Annotated in this window: 11 protein-coding genes and 1 tRNA gene; 10 read left to right on the top strand and 2 right to left on the bottom strand. The window is 64.0% G+C overall.

Going from position 1 to position 18,246, the window contains the following annotated elements; translation table 11 throughout:
* The first annotated feature begins 116 nt into the window (after positions 1-116).
* The 6 genes from AC1A0G_RS03745 to AC1A0G_RS03720 all read left to right on the top strand — a co-directional run bounded on the left by AC1A0G_RS03745 (position 117) and on the right by AC1A0G_RS03720 (position 6,528).
* Entirely contained in the window at positions 117-1,103 is a 987-nt protein-coding gene (locus AC1A0G_RS03745) for a DsbA family protein (protein WP_476527622.1), read from the top strand.
* A 655-nt stretch (positions 1,104-1,758) separates the two neighbouring features.
* Positions 1,759-1,832, top strand: a tRNA-Thr gene (locus AC1A0G_RS03740).
* Positions 1,833-2,165: 333 nt separating this feature from the next.
* Entirely contained in the window at positions 2,166-3,917 is a 1,752-nt protein-coding gene (locus AC1A0G_RS03735; RefSeq protein ID WP_476527648.1) for an aggregation-promoting factor C-terminal-like domain-containing protein, read from the top strand.
* Between the two features lie 106 nt (positions 3,918-4,023).
* Positions 4,024-4,905 carry a 16S rRNA (adenine(1518)-N(6)/adenine(1519)-N(6))-dimethyltransferase RsmA gene (rsmA, locus tag AC1A0G_RS03730; protein ID WP_476527620.1) on the top strand — a complete coding sequence of 294 codons (882 nt, stop codon included), beginning with the start codon at positions 4,024-4,026 and terminating at the stop codon, positions 4,903-4,905.
* A complete protein-coding gene (locus AC1A0G_RS03725; RefSeq protein WP_476527618.1) occupies positions 4,902-5,804 on the top strand; it encodes a 4-(cytidine 5'-diphospho)-2-C-methyl-D-erythritol kinase in 903 nt (300 codons plus the stop codon). Before rsmA ends, AC1A0G_RS03725 begins: the two co-directional genes overlap by 4 nt.
* A gap of 31 nt (positions 5,805-5,835) precedes the next feature.
* The gene (locus AC1A0G_RS03720; RefSeq protein ID WP_476527616.1) at positions 5,836-6,528 is read left to right on the top strand and encodes a LytR C-terminal domain-containing protein; all 693 of its coding nucleotides are present in this window, start codon (positions 5,836-5,838) and stop codon (positions 6,526-6,528) included.
* Positions 6,529-7,051: 523 nt separating this feature from the next.
* Here AC1A0G_RS03720 and AC1A0G_RS03715 read toward each other — a convergent pair.
* Positions 7,052-8,473: a CCA tRNA nucleotidyltransferase gene (locus AC1A0G_RS03715; RefSeq protein WP_476527615.1), complete on the bottom strand. Its 1,422-nt coding sequence runs from the start codon at positions 8,471-8,473 to the stop codon at positions 7,052-7,054.
* Between the two features lie 86 nt (positions 8,474-8,559).
* On the opposite strand from AC1A0G_RS03715, the gene AC1A0G_RS03710 reads away from it, so the two are divergent.
* From AC1A0G_RS03710 to AC1A0G_RS03700, 3 genes are read left to right on the top strand one after another with little or no spacing between them, the layout of a single operon-like run.
* The gene (locus AC1A0G_RS03710) at positions 8,560-9,348 is read left to right on the top strand and encodes an NUDIX hydrolase (RefSeq protein ID WP_476527613.1); all 789 of its coding nucleotides are present in this window, start codon (positions 8,560-8,562) and stop codon (positions 9,346-9,348) included.
* Between the two features lie 58 nt (positions 9,349-9,406).
* Entirely contained in the window at positions 9,407-11,689 is a 2,283-nt protein-coding gene (locus tag AC1A0G_RS03705; protein WP_476527610.1) for a DUF6049 family protein, read from the top strand.
* Positions 11,686-15,819, top strand: a complete 4,134-nt coding sequence (locus AC1A0G_RS03700) for a lipid II flippase MurJ (RefSeq protein WP_476527608.1) — start codon at positions 11,686-11,688, stop codon at positions 15,817-15,819. Before AC1A0G_RS03705 ends, AC1A0G_RS03700 begins: the two co-directional genes overlap by 4 nt.
* A gap of 412 nt (positions 15,820-16,231) precedes the next feature.
* Here AC1A0G_RS03700 and AC1A0G_RS03695 read toward each other — a convergent pair whose 3' ends face one another.
* Complete coding sequence (locus AC1A0G_RS03695) at positions 16,232-16,846, bottom strand: sugar O-acetyltransferase (RefSeq protein ID WP_476527606.1); 615 nt, start codon at positions 16,844-16,846, stop codon at positions 16,232-16,234.
* 371 nt (positions 16,847-17,217) lie between these two features.
* Here AC1A0G_RS03695 and trxB point away from each other — a divergent pair, with 371 nt between their 5' ends.
* On the top strand, positions 17,218-18,165 hold the full coding sequence (trxB, locus tag AC1A0G_RS03690; RefSeq protein WP_476527604.1) for a thioredoxin-disulfide reductase: 948 nt from the start codon (positions 17,218-17,220) through the stop codon (positions 18,163-18,165).
* Positions 18,166-18,246 lie beyond the last annotated feature (81 nt).

Raw genomic sequence — 18,246 nt, 5'->3', positions numbered from 1 at the left:
AATGAACAGTATGTGAAACCGTTCCGCCGAGAGCGTCGAGCAGGGAGAAAACCGGCAGTCTCGCCGCATGTATCGGTTATTATGAGCGAGGTTACAGGGCGAAAGGACTGTATTTCATGGCAAAGAACGATAAGCGCGCGGCGAAGCAGCAGACCCGCGCCGAGCGCAGGGCCGCGGAAGAGGCGGCCGCACAGGCGGCGGCTGAAAAGGCCGCGAAGGAACGCAAGCAGCAGACGATCATCGGCGTCATCGCGGTCATCGTCATCGCGGCGCTGGTCATCGTCGGCGGCATCGCGATCTGGCGGTCGGTCAGCCAGACCGCCGAGGAGAACGCGAAGGCGAACATGTCGGTCGGCGACGCGTATTCCGCGGTGCAGAACGTGGCGACCAAACCGGAGCGCGCCGACAAGAAGGGCGGCATCCTGATCTCCAAGGACGGCTACGGCAAGTCCGTGGACGGCGCGCCGACCATCGGCATCTACATGGACTTCATGTGCCCGGGCTGCGGCTCCGTCAACCGTCAGCTTGACCCGACGCTGATCAAGATGGTCAACGCGGGCCAGCTCAACCTCGAACTGCACTTCCTGTCGTTCATGGACCGCTATTCGACCGACGAATACTCGAGCCGCGCCGCCGGCTCCGCGCTGTACATCGCCGATCACGACGACGACCCGAACCACCTGCTCGAGTACGTCAAGAACCTGTACGCCGAGGACTTCCAGCCGGAGGAAGGCAGCAACTACAAGTCCGTCAGCGACGACCAGCTCAAGGAACAGGCCGTCAAGGCCGGGGTTGCGCAGTCCGTGGCCGACAAGGCGTACGGCCGCGACTACCAGGATTGGCTCGATGCGATCAACACGTACACGCCGAAGCGCAGCGAGCTGCTGAACACGACCGGTTCGCTGGCGGGCCAGTTCTCCACGCCGACGATCACGATCAACGGCACCCGCTGGAACCTGAGCGATCTGACCACGGCCAACATGTCGATCACCGACGGATTCTTCGCGTCGGTCGGCATCGATTCGAGCAAGGTCGGCACCGAAGGCACGCTGCCGTCGATCGGCGCGGACGGCAAGCCGATCTCCATCACCACCGGCGAGTGATGCAGGGGCTTCCTCGGTAACAGGCACCGGCAACCACCCAACGGCCCGTCTCCATACTCACGGAGACGGGCCGTTGTCGAATTGTTCCACGGCTTGCCTCCCTCCCGCCGCTCGCATCCCGCCGTTCCTTGCCGTCCCCTCCAGCCGTCACGGCTCAGCCGCGCGCATCAATCCGCGTGACATTAGGGATACTTATCCGCCATTCCTATCACAAACATCACGGCAATAGGCTTGTTTGCGTGATCTTTGTGATAGCAGGGAGGGTTTACTAGCCCAAACATCACGCAAAATAGGCCGGCTCCGTGATGTTTCTGATAGGACCCCTTCATACTCGCAAAAAGATCACGCAAACCGGTCTACTGGCGTGATATTCCGGATAGGAACACCTCCTTACTAGCCACAACATCACGCCAAGAGATCCACAAGAGGTCTACTGGCGTGATCTTTTTGATAGGAAGGGGGCATTGCTCGCAACAACATCACGGCAATGGGCTTTTTTGCGTGATGTTTTTGATAGCCGAGAGGGTTCACTCGCCAAAACATCACGCGAAATCAAGGCTAGACACGTTTCGAATTGAACATTCGGGGCGTGCTGGTATGCTAGTCATTCGGTCCGAGTTGCAGCATCGACGCTACTGCCGATGCGCAGACTCACGCCTCCTTAGCTCAGATGGCCAGAGCGGCCGCCTTGTAAGCGGCAGGTCGTCGGTTCGATCCCGACAGGAGGCTCGTCGCGTGGCGAAACCGCGTATACTGAACATATACGCAGGATGAGCTGCGCAGCAGACTTACCCCGTGTAAGTGATCCCAGGAGCCTTCCCCCAACTTGTGGCTTCCTGGTGAACGGGCAGAGCGTTCCCCCAACCGGCTCTGCCCTTACAGGGGGCGGGAACTTCCCCTTCTCTCCCGCCCCCTTTTTCTTTCTTTTCCACTTCCGTCCGCGATGCCCCGACCGGCCGTAATGTGCGGGTATGGGTGATGGTGGGGCGGTTTGCGGCCGCCGTCCGGGCGGAACCGATACAATGCGTCACGTAGTGCTGTACAAGGGAAACGAGGATGCCGATGGCCAGACGCTGGACTCCGCAACGGTTGGTGATGCTGCGTCGCATTCGCGTCGCCGCGTGCGCCGCCATCGTAACCGCGGTGTCGGTCGGCATGTTCCTGTTCACGGCCCGCAAAACCGTCGCGATCACGGTCAACGGCGAGACGACCACGGTGACCACGTATGCAATGAGCGCCCAGCGACTGCTCGAATCGCAGGGCATCAAGGTCAAGACGCACGATCTGGTGGAGTCGAGCGCGGGCGGCGACAAGCTCACCGACCGCTCGGTCGTCACCGTGCAGAGCGCGTATCAGACCACCATCACCATCGACGGCCAGAAGGTCCCGTTCTGGACCACCGCGACGAGCGCGGAGCAGCTGCTCGGCTTCTTCGAGCAGAACGAGGCGGACGCAGCCAAGGTCACCGTGAACATTGACAACGTGTACAACAAACTCACCGGCGGGTTCGTGATCAATGCGGACGGACCGGTCACCGTCATCGCGGACGGCAAGAGTTCCGTGGCACCGAACGGCAAGCTGCCGGCCGCGTCGATCCTTGACGCGAAGGGCATTACGCTCGGCAAGGAAGACCGTGTGAGCGTCGAGAAGAGCGGCGGCAAGACGATCCTGCGCGTGCAGCGCGTGACGCACGGCCAGGAGACGCGAACGGTTGCAGTGCCGCACGGTACGCAGACGATTCTCGACCCGTCGCTCGACCCCGGCGAGACGGTGGTGCGCGAGCAGGGCGAGGACGGTGAGAAGCAGCAGACGTACAACGTGACGTACGTGGACGGCACGATCGAATCGGAGACGCTGGTTTCGGAAACGACGACGAAGATCGCGATCGATACGGTGATCGCGGTCGGTCCGGAGAAATCACAGACGGACGACCAGTCGAATGATGATACGTCCGGCGACGGTGACAACGCTGGCAGCGATGCGAACGACAGCGGATCGTCGGACAAGGATTCCGCGAACGATGGCAAGACGGATGCCGGCGATTCGAAAAACGATTCCGGCAACGGATCGAGCAATTCGGGCGGCAGCTCGTCGAAGAACGACGGCAGCAGCTCGGGCAATACCGGCAACTCGAACGGTTCGAATGACTCCGGCAACTCGTCACCCGGTGGTAATTCCAGCAACTCAAGCGGTTCATCGGGCAACGGTTCCGGATCGAACGGCAATTCGGGAAACTCGGGCAACGGCAACTCCGGCAACTCGGGATCGAATAATTCCGGCGGCAACTCGTCCGGCAACAGTTCCGGCAATTCCGGGTCGAACAACAACTCAAACGGTTCATCGTCCGGCGGCAACTCGGGTAATTCATCGGGCGACTCAAGCGATTCAGGCGATTCATCAGGAAACGGTTCGAGTAATTCCGGCGGCTCCTCGTCCGGCAACGACTCAAGCGGTTCATCAAGCGACTCCTCGGGCAGCTCCAGCTCGACCGCCCGCCTATGGCGACCGACCGTCGCCCAAGCGCAGACGTATGCCGCGGGCGCGGCCGCCCAGCGCGGCTGGACCGGCGACGAGTGGACCGCGCTTGTGAACCTGTGGACGCGCGAATCGGGCTGGCGCTGGAACGCCGAGAACGCGTGGAGCGGCGCGTACGGCATCCCGCAGGCGCTGCCTGGCAGCAAGATGGCAGCGTTCGGCTCGGATTGGAAGAACGATGCGGCCGCCCAGATCGACTGGGGACTGTCGTACATCGCCCAGCGATACGGCACGCCGGCCAAGGCATGGAAATACTTCCAGGAAGTGGGCTGGTACTGATGCGGGCGCATACCCGGCCGCAGCCAGCGCAACAGCCGCAATACCGGTCACGACAAGAGTCGCAGCACACCACGCACGAACAGAGCACAGAGAACAGGGAGCGCGCATGAGCGAGGAACAGGAGCAGCAGGGCCATCTGCTGGGCGCGGCGGACATCCGTCGCATCGCGGCCGACGCGGGCATCAGCCCGACGAAGAAGTTCGGCCAGAATTTCGTAATCGACCCGGGCACGGTGCGCCGCATCGTGCGCGAGGCCGACGTGACCGCGGACACGCATGTGATGGAGGTCGGTCCGGGCTTGGGATCGCTGACCTTGGCGATCCTCGAGACCGGCGCGCGGATGACCGCGATCGAGATCGATCCGCCGGTGGCCGAGCGGCTGCCGCACACGATCGAGGAGTTTATGCCGGACGCGGTGAACCGCTTCAGCGTCATCAACCGCGACGCGCTCACCGTCACTCCCGAGAACGTGCCGGATTTCAATGACGACGCCTCGTTCACGCTGGTCGCGAACCTGCCGTACAACGTGGCCACGCCGATCATCCTGACGCTGCTTGAGCGCTTCAGCAACCTCGGCTCGTTCCTGGTCATGGTGCAGAAGGAGGTCGCGGACCGTCTCGCCGCGACGCCCGGCAACAAGATCTATGGCACGCCGAGCGTGAAGCTGGCGTGGTACGGCGCCGCGCGCCGCGTGGGCAACATCGGCCGCAACGTGTTCTGGCCGGCCCCGAACGTGGATTCCGCGCTCGTGCGCTTCGACCGTCACACGCCGCAGGAACAGGCCGAACTGGCCGGCGGCGCGGACCGCGAGACGACGTTCCATCTGATCGACGCGGCATTCAGCCAGCGCCGCAAGACGCTGCACGCGGCGCTCAAGCACGAGGTGCCGAACGAGGCGTTCGAGCGCGCCGGCATCGACCCGACCCGTCGCGGCGAAACGCTCACCATCGCCGATTTCGCCCGCCTCGCGGCGGAGGTGCAGGCATGACGTCGGTCATCGTGGATGTGCCGGCGAAGACCAATCTCACGCTGCACGTAGGCGAGCCCCGCGCCGAGTGGGGCGGCCGGCACGCGCTCGACACGATCTATTGCGGCGTGGGCGTCTACGACACCATCACCGTCACCGATAAGGAGCCGGGCGCCGGCTTCTCCCTCGATCTTGCGGGCGGCCATCTGGGCGATCTCGCGTCCACGGCGAGCGACATGCGGCGCAATCACGCGGTGCTCGCGCTGTTCGCGTTGGCCGAGGCGAGCGGACGCTCCCCCGATGTGGCGATCCGGCTCGACAAGCGCATCCCCGTCGCGGCCGGTCTGGGCGGCGGCTCGGCCGACGCTGCCGGCACGCTGCTCGGTCTGAATAAACTGTGGCATCTCGACTGGCCGATCGAACGGCTGCGCACGATCGCGGCGACGCTCGGTGCGGACATGCCGTTCTGCCTGAGCGGCGGCTACGCGCACGGTACCGGTTTCGGCGAACGGATCGAACCGATTGACAACGATAGCCGGGCTGCGAACGATCTCAGACAGGCCGGGTACTGCGGCACACTGCTGATCGGCGCGTATCACGATGCGCTGAGCACGCCGGCAGTCTACCGGCAGTACGATCTCGTCGGCGCGGGAGTCAAGCCCGACGGTACGACGGACGCGAATCACTTGCAGCACGCGGCCATCTCACTGCATCCGCGCAGCGGCGAAGCGATCGAACAGGCCATCGCCGCGGGTGCGACCCAGTCGTTCGTCTCCGGTTCCGGACCGTCCGTCATCGCATTCGTACCGGACGATGAAACCGCTGCAAACGTACGCGACAGCTGGACGTCGTCGCGGTGCGTGGACCGCATCATCGCGGCCGATGCGCCGGCCGTTCCGCGCGTCAGCAAGTGCCGCTAATGTTGTACCAGTCGATTCGGAAGGCAAGGTCATGAGCGAACATTACGACGAGCGGGCGGCCCGCAAGGTCTACATGCGCAAGCGTCAGGGCGCGGTGTTCACCATGGCCGTCATGGCGATGGCCGTGGCTCTGGTGGTCTCGCTGCTGTTCTACTTCCATGTGTTCGGCCTCGGCAGCATCAAGACGGCGGCGTCGAAGCCGAACTACGGCGTGACGGTGCCGTGCGTGCCGAAGGGTTCGGACGGCAATCCGGCGAAGTACGTGGACAACAACAAGATCAGCGTGCGCGTCATCAACGGCACGCAGTTCGCCGGTTTCGCGCGCGCGGTGGCCGAGGAACTGGGCACGAACCGCAACTTCCCGAACGTGCAGACCGACAACTGGCAGATCGGCACGAACAAGAAGGGCGAGGCGATCTACAACACGTCGGTCGAGCGCACGACGATCTACTTCGGCAAGAACGCGATTCCCGAGGCGTACACGGTCAAGGCGAATTTCAACGATGCGGTGATGATCATGGACGACCGCACCGATATGCTTATCGACGTGGTGCTCGGCGCGACGTTCAACGACCTGATCGACCAGAAGGACGTGCCGACGTCGAACACGGAGATCACGAGCTTCGAGGGCTGCGTGGCGGCGGACAAGATCACGAACCTGCCCAAGGCGATCAAGCACGATCCGGTCGAGCCGGTCTCCACCGACCAGTCCGCCACCCAGTGACGCGGTAGATCACCATCCAGCCTGTAACTAGCCCAAATGTCACGCAAACCGCCCTGTTTGCGTGACATTGTTGCTAATACCCTCTCCTTACTATCCCAAATACCACGCTAAGAAGCCCCTTTGCGTGATATTTCTGCTAGGAAGCCACCTTCCTATCCCGAACATCACGCCAGACAACCTGTTCGCGTGATATTTGGGCTAGAAAGCCAACCCTACTAGCAGAAGCATCACGCCAGAAGGCCCACTTGCGTGATATTTCTGCTAGCAGACCCACCTTAATAACCACAACATCACACAAAGAAGGCCATATGCGTGATATTGGGGATAGGAAGCCGACTCCCCTATCCCGAACATCACGCCAGACACTCCGTTTGCGTGACATTGCTGCTAGTACTTTGTCGGGCTTAATGTGATGGGTTTGACGCTCCCCCAGTCGGCTTCGCCGACAGCCCCCTCAGCCGAGGGGGCCGAGAATAGAGACGCGTCAGTTTAGGTCCGACAAAATGCTAGTAGGCACCCCGCGTCACTGCTGCGCTTCGGCGGCGTACCAGCGCTTGAGCTCGGCCACGGCCACGTCGTGATCGACCGGGCCGTTATCGAGGCGGTATTCGAGCATGTGCTTGTACGCGCGGCCGACCATCGGCCCAGGCTCGAGGCCCAGCAGCGACATGATCTCGTTGCCGTCCACGTCCGGCCGGATCGCGTCGAAGTCCTCTTTCTCCTTGAGCTCGCGCACGCGCTGCTCCATCTCGTCCATCGCGGACGAGAACACCATCGCCTTGCGCTTGTTCTGCGTGGTCGCATCGGCGCGGGTCAGGCGGTTGAGCCGCTCGTACAGCGACCCCGAGTCCTTGACGTACCGGCGCACGGCCGAGTCGGTCCACGGCTCGTCCACATACCCGTGGAAGCGCAGGTGCAGGTTCACCAGTTCGCTCACGTCCTCGACGATATGGTGGTCGAAGTGCAGCGCGCGCAGCCGCTTGCGCGTCATCTTCGCGCCGACCGCGTCGTGATGGTGGAAGCTGACCTTGCCGCCCGGCTCGAACTTGCGCGTCTTCGGCTTGCCGATGTCGTGCATGAGCGCGGCGAGACGCAGCGTGAGATCGGGCCGCGGCACCGGGCCGTCGTCGCCGGTTTCCAGCGCGACCGCGCGGTCGAGCACGATCATCGTGTGTTCGAAAACGTCCTTGTGACGATGATGTTCGTCGATTTCCAGCTGCAGCGCGGGAATCTCCGGGAAGACGATGCCCGCAAGACCGGATTCGACCAGCGCTTCGATGCCGGCGCGCGGCCGGTCGGACAGCAGCATCTTGACGAGTTCGTCGCGCACGCGTTCGGCCGAGACGATCTCGATGCGATCGACCATGTCGGTGATCGCCGCGGCGGTCTCCGGTTCGATCGAGAAGCCGAGCTGGGCGACGAACCGCACCGCGCGCATCATGCGCAGCGGATCGTCGTCGAACGACTGGCGCGGGTCGACCGGGGTGCGCAGCACGCCCTTGGCGAGATCGTTCGCACCGCCGAACGGATCGACGAACTCAAGTTCCGGCACACGCAGCGCCATCGCGTTGACGGTGAAGTCGCGGCGCGACAGGTCGCCTTCCAGCGAGTCGCCGTAGTTGACCTCCGGCTTGCGCGATTCCGGATCGTAGACATCGGACCGGTACGTGGTGACCTCGACCTGCACTTCGGTGCCGTCCGGACGGCGACGCATCGCGCCGAGCGTGCCGAACTTGCGGCCCATATCCCAAAAACCGTCATGCCCCCAACGTCGCAGGATCGGCTCGAACTGTTCGGGACGCGCCGACGTGCAGAAATCCAGATCGTGAGATTTGCGATGCAGCAGCAGATCACGTACCGGACCGCCGACCAACGCCAGCTCATAGCCCTGTTCGGCGAACAAACGGCCCAATTCAATGGCTTCGGGCCATACTTCGAAATTCACGCGCACCCTTTCGCAAGTTGGGGAACTTTTGTTCTTCTCAGCATAGCGTTACCCCACCTGCGCAAAGTATGAGTAAGGTGGTTAGCATGATTACGCCAGCGGACCTCGCACGCATGCTCGACCATGCGTCGCTTCGTCATGCCCTGGACCCGTTGGCGCCAGACGAATTGATGTACTCCACGACCTCCGCCCCGCGGCGCGACGACGAGACCGTGGCGGTCGACGATGCGCAGGAACCGGTCGAACGCACGACGGCCGATCCGGCCGAACACGAGGAATCCGACACGCCGGGCACGCTGGACGGCGCGACGATCGTCGATTCGCAGATCCTGGTCGAGGTGACGAGCGCGGCCATGTCGAACCGGCCGTCGCCGGCGAACATGCCGCAGCGACGATCATCGGACGGACCGACAACGTTCGCGTCGCTGGACGCGCAGGAACTGCCGGTCGTGCGCGAGTATTCCGCGGGCGGACTGGTATTCGACAAGCGGGGCCGCGTGGCGATCATCGCTCGCCATTCGCGCAGCGGACACTTGGAATGGTGCCTGCCGAAGGGCCATATCGAAAAGGGCGAGACGCCGCAGCAGACCGCCGTGCGCGAGGTGCACGAGGAGACGGGCATCCTAGGCGAGGTGGTCGATTCGATCGCGACGATCGACTACTGGTTCACCGGAACCAGCCAACGTGTGCATAAGCTCGTGCATCATTTCGCACTGCGTCAGATCGGCGGCGAACTGACCGTCGACGGCGATCCGGACCACGAGGCCGAGGACGCGATCTGGGTCGACTTCAACGACCTGGACGGCGTGCTCAGCTATCCTAATGAGCGCAAGATCGCGTGGCTTTACGCAAGGAAACTGAACAGGCAGGCATGACGTGAACCTTCCCGCAGCTCCGGCACGACGTGCCCTTACCGCATTGTTGGCCGTACTGATGAGTACGGCCTTGTGCTTTGCCGCACCCGCACGGTCCGCGATGGCCGAGGACGGGCAGGATGGCACCGTCACGACGACGACCGACGAGGCAGCCAACGCGACAACCGACGCGAACGGCGACGCAGGCGACGATCAGTCGGCCGCAACGACCCCCGGCATCACGATCGACTCGGCCACCGCGGTCGTCACCGCATCGTCCGGCTACACACTCAAGGCGACCGTCAGCAATCCGACCGACCAGACGCTGCCGGCCGGCAAGCTGTACCTCAACATGAACTCGCGGTTCACGTTCTTCTCGCGCACCGACATTCAGGAGTGGGCGGAAGGCACGGCGAACATCCCGGCGATGGACGAACTCGGCAACGCGGACGTGGCCGAAATCCCGGCCGGCGGCAGCGCGAGCGTGACGGTGAGCGCGAAGCAGGAGGCGCTCGACACGCTCGTCTCGTGGGGGCCGAAGCCGCTGGTGATCACGTACGTGACCGGCGACACGTTCCAGGCACGCATCCACAGCTTCCTGACCCGTTCCACGGACGGGTTGAACAACGCGAGCACGCCGGCGATGAACCTGACGATCGCGCTGCCGATCGCGTCGAGCGCATGGGAGTCCGACGAGACGACCGTGACGAAGTTGGTCGACGGCAACGGCGGTACGTCCGGTCAATCCGGCGGTACGTCGAGCAAATCCGATGACAAGACGACGTCCGGCGACGAATCAGGTAAGCAGTCAAACGACCAGTCATCGCAGTCGGCGGACGCCGATCAGTCGAACGGTCAGTCGTCGCAGTCTGGCACCGGCGCGACGACAAACGGATCGTCAACCAGCTCGTCGGGATCGTCGTCCACTGCGAACGTGGTCACGCTCGGCGGTGACGCACAGCTGGAACGCACACGATTGCAACTGCTGGCAAAACATTCGTCGCTGCAGGTCATCGCCGACCCGACCACGCTCGCCGCGATGTCCATGCCGCCGCAAGTGAGCGGCATCATGCAGCCGGCCAGCTTCGACATCTCCTCGTACAGCGCGTACGGCGACGCCGACGCGTACCGTGCGGCCGGCGTCGAGACGAGCGCGTGGAGCGCGGACTCGGCGCTGGCCGACTACCGCACGGCCGTGGGCGACCAGTCCGCGAACAGCGCCGTATACGCGTGGCAGGGCAAGGCCGCATGGTCGCGCGCCTCGCTGACCGCCGCGAAACAGCAGGGCTATTCGACCGTGATCGCCGATCACGAATTCGACAACAGCGACGATTCGACCGTGCACACCGGCAAGATCGTCGTGCCGACCGACGCCGGCGACGTGACCGTGCTCACGCAACAGCGTGAGCTGAGCCGGCTCGCACAGGGCAAGGCGACCAGCGACGCCGCGGAAAGCGAGACGAGCATGGCCGGCCGGCTCGCGCGGTTCGTCGCGCAGAGCGCGTTCTACCAGATGGAACAGCCGTACACGACCCGCAACCTGCTCGTCTGCTTCGGCACGAACGCCGACACGGCCACGATCGACGCGTTCATGAGCGCCGCCGAACAGTCGACGTGGCTCAAGCTGACCGATCTCAACGCGCTCAGCCAGGCCGACGCGTACGCGAGCGGCGACGATGCGCTGCAGATCGTGCAAGACAGCGTCAATCTGACGACCGCGCAGGCGCAGCGCATCCAGCAGTCTCTGACCTCGCTGACGGCCAGCCGCAACAGCGTCACGCAGTTCACGACCGGCGTGCTCGACACGAGCGCGAACGGTGCGAAGTCGTGGGCGAACGAACTGCTGCGCGCACAGGCAACGTTCGCATTGCATGCGTTGTCAGGCCACGCGAAAACGGCCGAGAACATGGCCAACGGCGCGGTCAGCCTGGTCACGCAGCTGCTCAGCGGCGTCTCGATCGCACCGTCCGAATCGGTGACGGTGGTCAGCGAAAGCGCGAAGATGCCGGTCACCATCAGCAACCAGCATCCGTATCCGGTGCACGTGCGCGTCTCGTCGCTCACCGATTCGCCGGAAATCGTCACGTCGCGCATCGCCGAAACCGACGTGCCGCCGCATGGCGAGGCGCAGATCACGTTCACGATCCGCGTGGCCACGTCCGGCAAGGCCACGGCGAGCATCACGCTGCAGGACCGCGACGGGCACCCGTTCGGCGCCGCGCAGACCACCAGAATCACGAGCGTGCTGCGCATCAGCGACATGAGCGGCTTCGTGATCATCGGATTCGCCATCGTGCTCGGCGTGCTCGGCGTGCTCGGCCTGTGGCGTCAGTTCAACCGCAAGAAGGACCCCGACGAATGAGTTCATCACTTGGCCGCAACTCGTTGATCATGGCCGCTGGTACGGCGGCCTCCCGCGTGACCGGTCAGGTTCGCACGATTCTGCTGGCGGCCGCGCTCGGCACGACCGGCATCGCGGCGAACGCCTATCAGGCCGGCGCGATGATTCCGCAGGCCGTGTTCGCGCTGATTTCCGGCGGCATCTTCAACGCGGTGCTCGTGCCGCAGATCGTGCGCACGCTGCAGCAGGAGGACGCCGAGGAGCGGCTGAATAAGCTGATTACGTTGGCAATCTCGCTGCTCGCGCTCATGACGGTGGTGATGGCCGCGGCCACGCCGCTGCTGACCATGCTGTACGTCGACGGCACCCCGGAGATGCTGGCGTTGACCAACGCGTTCACCTTGTGGTGCATGCCGCAGATCTTCTTCTATGGCCTGTACACGGTGCTTGGCCAGGTGCTCGCGGCGAAGGACCACTTCGGCGCGTACGCGTGGAGTTCGGTGGGTGCGAACGTGATCAGCTGCGCGGGCTTCACCGCGTTCATTCTGATGTTCGGCCGCGCCACCCAGCAGCCGCTGGAGTTCTGGACCGGCGACAAGCTGCTGCTCACGGCCGGCACGTGGACGATCGGCGTCGCGTTCCAGGCGCTGATCCTGTTCCTGCCGCTGACGCGCTGCGGCATCCGCTACCGCCCGCGCTGGGGCATCCACGGCATCGGGCTGCGCTCGATGGGCTCGGTGGCCGGCTGGAGCGTCGCGATCGTCGTGGTCGACCAGGTCGTGAACCTGCTCACCACGCGCATCACCACATCCGCACCGGGCGCCGCGCACGCGCGCCTCGGTCTGGACATGGTCGAGGTCGCCGGCAACGCGACCTACCAGAACGCGTTCACGCTGTACATGCTGCCGTACTCGCTCATCGCCGTATCGGTCGCGACCGCGCTGTTCCCGCGCATCTCCCGCGCAATCGCGGACAACAACATCCCGGACGCGCGCGCCACGCTCAGTCAGGCGTTGCGCAGCATCGGCGTGCTCATGCTGTTCTTCACCGTCGCGTTCATCGTGATGCCGGTGCCGATCATCATCGCGCTGCTGCCGTCCGTCAGCATGCATGAGGCGACGCTGATCGCCGCGCCGCTGATGCTGCTCGGCGTCGGACTGCCGATCTCCAGCGCGTATCTCATCATCCAGCGCACGTTCTATTCGTTCGAGGACGGCAAACATCCGTTCCTGTTCATGCTGCTGTTCAACGTGTTCTTCATCGCGTTCGTGTTCGGCGCATCGCTGATCGCCTCGCCGACGACGTGGGTGATGTACGTGGGCGCCGGCTCCGCGGTCGGCCACATGCTCGCGTTCCCGTTCCTGATCCCGTCGCTGCGCGCGCGGTTTGGCGGTCATCTGGATGGCCGGAACATCTCGACCGCGTACGCCAAGTCGATCGTGGCCGCGGCGGTCGCGTCGGTGCTCGGCCTGCTGGCGCGCGGGCCGGTGTATGCGCTGCTGGGCATCTGGACTTCCGCCGACGCGGCCGAGGCCGGTTCGCGCGACGCGATCGCGGCCAACCGCGGGCATGTGGCCGCGCAAGCCGAGGCCATGAGCATGAACTGGCTGCAGGCGGTGGGCGCGTGCGTGCTGCTGACGATCGTGATCACGGTTGCATACGTTGGCGTGCTGTGGCTGCTGCGGTCGCGCGAGCTGATGATGGCGGTCGATATGGTGATGGCGCGGATTCGCCCGGCCGGCGCTGATTCTTCCGTCATTTCGAGCGAAGTCGAGAAATCTTCCCCAGACGAATCGGCATCAAAAGATTTCTCCACTCCGCTACGTTCCGGTCGAAATGACATGATGACACCGAGCATCGGTCGAAATGACATGGGAACACTGCCTCCCGCGCCGCCGGCACAGGGGCGCGATTCGGCGGCCGCACAATCATCCGCGCAGCCGATGGCCTCGACCACACCGACGATTAGAATGACACCGAAACCCTCGTCAGAATCATCTTCGCAATATGGAGTCGGAATGAAGCCTCAGCTGGGAGATACCATCATCAACCGCTATACGCTGGTATCGCCGTTGCGCAACACCCCCGGCCTGCAGGCTTGGAAAGCCAACGATCGCATGCTGGCGCAGGATTGCCAGGTGTTCGTCATCACCGACCGTCGCGCCGTCGCGCAGGTCAACGACGTCACGTCGATCCTCGCGTCGATGCGCGATCAGCGACTCACGCAGGTGCTGCAACTGCATCACGCCGGCGAACTGCCGATCGTGGTCACGCGCGAGGATGCCGGCCTGTCGATCAGCGATTACCTGCGCGGCCCGGCACGCAAGATCCTGAGCTATTCCGCGATGCGTTCGATTTTGGGCGAGACGACCGAGATCGTTCGCATGCTGCTCACGCGCGGCGTGGTCGACCACGCCATCAGCACCGACACCGTGCGCATCAGCGCGGCCGGCGTCCAGCTGGCGGACATCCCGGTGAGCATGATGCTGCAGGACGTGTCCGAGAAGGTGCCGCAGCCGGCGAACGGCGCGGAGGAGCGCGCGGTGCGTCAGCTGGCGGTGCTGCTGTACGCGCTGCTGACCGGCACGCCGTCGAACATGCACACCGAGTTCGACATGGAGGACCTGAACGACGACATCCCAGGCGAATTCAAGCTGATCTGCAAGCGCGGACTCGGACTGCACGAGGCGAACGAGACGTTCAACGCGCCGCTGTCGTCGCTGGCCGAAATCGACGCGCTGCTCGGGCCGTGGTCGCCGCTCAACCAGCTGATGGAGCATGACATCGCACTGCCCAGCATCCCCGGCACCGCATCGGTGATGCTCGCCGCGGTCAAGCCGACGCCGCAGAACGCGCTGCTCGACATCCCGGTCGGCATGGTCAACACGAACCCGCTGCCGCCGCTGTCGCTCAATACGCCGAAGTACGCGTCCGCGCTGACCTCCGACGACGTGGTGGACGTGACGCCGCTGACCGGCGACCTGTTCTCCGCGTTCGACGGGCAGAATCATACGGACGGCAACGGGGCGTCGATGCCTACCGTGCCGCTCAACGTGTCGTCCGTGCGCCACGGCGACGGCATGGGCGCTGCGCCCGCCGCTCCCGCCGTGCAGAACGTGCCCGGATACTCGTTCCCGGTGTCGGACGCGGTGTCCCGCCCGACGCTGCCGCTCGAACCGGTGCAGCCGCTGTCGAGCGAGGAGATCGCCGAAGACAAGGCCGAAGCCGCCGTCAACGACGTCGAGGCCACGCAAACCCTGCCGGCCGCCATCGCGCCGCCCGCGGTCCCGCCGCCCGTGGCCGATCCGGCGCTCGAGAAGACGCAGATCATCGAGCCGGTCAAGTCCCCCGCGCCTGATCCGAACGCGACCGCGGCCATGCCGCCGATCACGGTCAAAACCGCCGTCACGCGCCCCGACAAGATCGCGAACGCGGCGCAGGACGTGGACGTTGCGGACGAGCCGCTCATGATCGGGCTGCCGACCAAGATCATCGCGGTGATCGTCGGCCTGGCTGTGCTGGTCGGCGCCGGCTACTTCGCGATCCGCAGCCTGAACAACGCGGCGACCGGCAACGTCGGCGGCGGCTCGTCGTCCGAAGCCGACCCGTGGTCGGACAGCAGCGTGGACAACGTGCCGTTCGGCAACAGCACGAACGGTCAGTCGAGCAGCTCCAACGGTTCGGATTCGAGCTCGAACAGCAGCTCGAACTCGGGCAACGGTTCGTCGGACAAGTCGTCCTCGACCTCGACCGAGGGCAAGACCACCGTCGTGACCAAGGACAAGAACGCGAAGAAGGTCCCGGACCCGAAGTATCAGAACGATACGCCGCTGACCATCTCCAGCCAGTCGTTCCTCTCCAGCCCGGCCGGCCAGAGCGGCTTCGCCTACCATCTGCACTTCGACAAGTCGCAGAAGGTGTACCGCATGAAGATCACGATCACCACGTCCGGCGGCAAGGCGTACGTGCGCACCGGCACGGCCGACGACCCGACCAAGGGCAAGCAGGTGGCCGAGTTCTCGTTCGCGGAGGGCGGCACCACCGAGGTCAAGTTCAACTCCGTGGTCGACACGCAGGACGTGATGATCTGGGTGCCGATGGACAGCCTGCCGAACAACCAGCTCTACATCCAGAAGGTCGAGCTGTTCTAGGCAACATTCCCAGATAACATTCAGGAAGAACACACGAAGTGTCAGGAATCAGGTGGTTATATGTAGTCAGCGGTTGAAAGACCGCGACAACTGAACTTCCTTTCTTCCTTCTCCTCTCTCTGCAGAAAAGCCCGGCCCCGCAGCCGGGCTTTTCTGTTGTCTGCGAAGGATGTGCGGGGTATGGGGATAGGACCGTAGCCACTCGATGCGGCGCTCGGACTCTCAGCGCAACTATTCCCGGAAATAAACCCACTCTTCCGAAATTTGTTGTACTGAGACAATGGCAGCGCAACTATTCCCGGAAAGATGGGTTTATTTCCGGAAATTGTTGCGCTGATCTGCACGATATTTGGCCGAGGAGTGTGCCCCGCAACCTGGCTGTGCTGCGCTTGCGGAGTGAAAGTCCCTCGTATCAGATGCCTTCGGGTATGCGGCGGTCGCGCCAGTAGTATTCCCGGTCGTGGTCGTTGATCTCGCGCGCCACCCGGCATGGCGTGCCGAACGCGACCGAGTTCGCGGGGATGTCGCGCGTGACCAGGCTGCACGCGCCGATCACCGCATTGTCGCCGATCGTCACGCCGGGCAGTACGGTCACGTTCGCGCCGATCCACACATTGCGGCCGATATGGATCGGCTCGGAGAATTGCGCGATCCGCTCGCGCAGGTCGGGGCGGATCGGGTGTCCGGTCGTCACGAGCGTGACGTTCGGGCCGATCATCGTATGGTCCCCGATGAAGATCTCGCCGTCGTCGACCAGCGTGAGGTTGAAATTCGCGTAGGTGTGCGCGCCGAAATGCGTGCCGCAGCCCCAGTTCGCACGTACCGGCAGCTCCACGTACGCGCCCTCGCCGAAGTCCGCGAAGAACTCGTGCAGCAGCGCGTTGCGTCGCGGGTCGCCGGGCATGGTGGCGTTCAGCTCGTGCAGCAGCTTCATCTGCTCCTGCTGGGCCGCGTCCATCTCGGGGTCGCCGCAGAAATAGATGCCGGGCGAATGCATCACGTCAAGTACCCGTTGCGGAACAGTCATTGCATACTCCTTTGTCATGGGCAGGTGTTGGGCCTCGCGCCCACTACCCGCCGCCTCCTTGCGCAATCTTCTCTATTGAACCGGCGAACTCGGCTTTTCGCAAACTTTGAGGCAGTTTACGTGTTGTGCATAGGTCTTTCTCGAAACCTTGAGGCAACGCCCTTGGAAGCCCAGCTCATTCTTACCCCCGAAATCGGGTGTAGGAGGTGTCAGAACGCTCTGTATGCTCAAGGACCTGCCTCAGGGTTTGAAGAAAGACCCATGCATGCCTCAAGAACTGCCTCAAAGTTCGCGAAAAGCCTCTTCGCCCGGCGATTCAGCGAGAGGCGTGACACGGCCCGACATAGTCGCCGGTTGCTAGAGTGGGGCGTATGAGTGATGAGATTCGTGATGTGATCGTTATCGGTTCCGGTCCGGCCGGCTACACGGCCGCCATTTACCTCGGCCGCGCGGGATACCGCCCGCTGGTGATCGCCGGTGCTCTGACCCCCGGCGGCCAGTTGGTGAACACGACGGAAGTCGAGAACTTCCCCGGTTTCCCGGACGGTATCATGGGACCGGACCTGATGGACGCGATGCAGAAGCAGGCCGAGAAGTTCGGTGCCGAACTGATGTATGACGACGTGGTGTCGGTCGATTTCGGAGACGGCACCGAGCAGTCCGTCAAGTCGGTGACCGTGGACGGCGGCGAGACGTACCGCGCCCGTGCCGTGGTGATCACGACCGGTTCGAGCTACCGCAAGCTCGGCGTGCCCGGCGAGGCGGAATTCTCCGGCCGCGGCGTCTCGTATTGCGCGACCTGCGACGGCTTCTTCTTCCGCGGCAAGCCGATCGTCGTGGTCGGCGGCGGCGACAGCGCATTTGAGGAGGCGCAGTTCCTGTCTCGCTTCGGTTCGTCCGTGACGCTCGTGCATCGCCGCGACGAGTTCCGCGCCTCGAAGATCATGGTCGACCGCGCCCGCGAGAACGAGAAGATCTCGTTCGTGACGAACGCGGTGGTCGAGTCGGTGAACGGCGATGATTCCGGCGCGACGTCGGTGACGCTGCGCGATGTGGTGACCGGCGAGACGCGCGAACTGCCGGCTGAGGGTGTGTTCGTGGCGATCGGTCATACGCCGAGCACCGGGTTCCTTGGCGGTGCGATCGAACTGGATGAGGACGGGTACATCGTGGTCGACGGCGCATCCACGCGCACGTCGGTGCCGGGTGTGTTCGCGGCCGGCGACGCGGTGGACCGCGTCTATCGCCAAGCCATCAGCGCCGCCGGCATGGGCTGCCGCGCCGCCCTTGACGCCCAGGCCTATCTCACGGCGGAGTAGTAACCGAATCGCGCGTTGCGCGATGCCGTGTTTGTTGGCGGCGCGATTCCGCGCCGCAGTACCCCAACCCACCCGGCCTGC

Source organism: Bifidobacterium sp. LH_230, from assembly GCF_056357555.1.
Note: the sequence above shows the minus strand (reverse complement) of the source record. Positions and strands in the feature narration are given on the sequence as shown.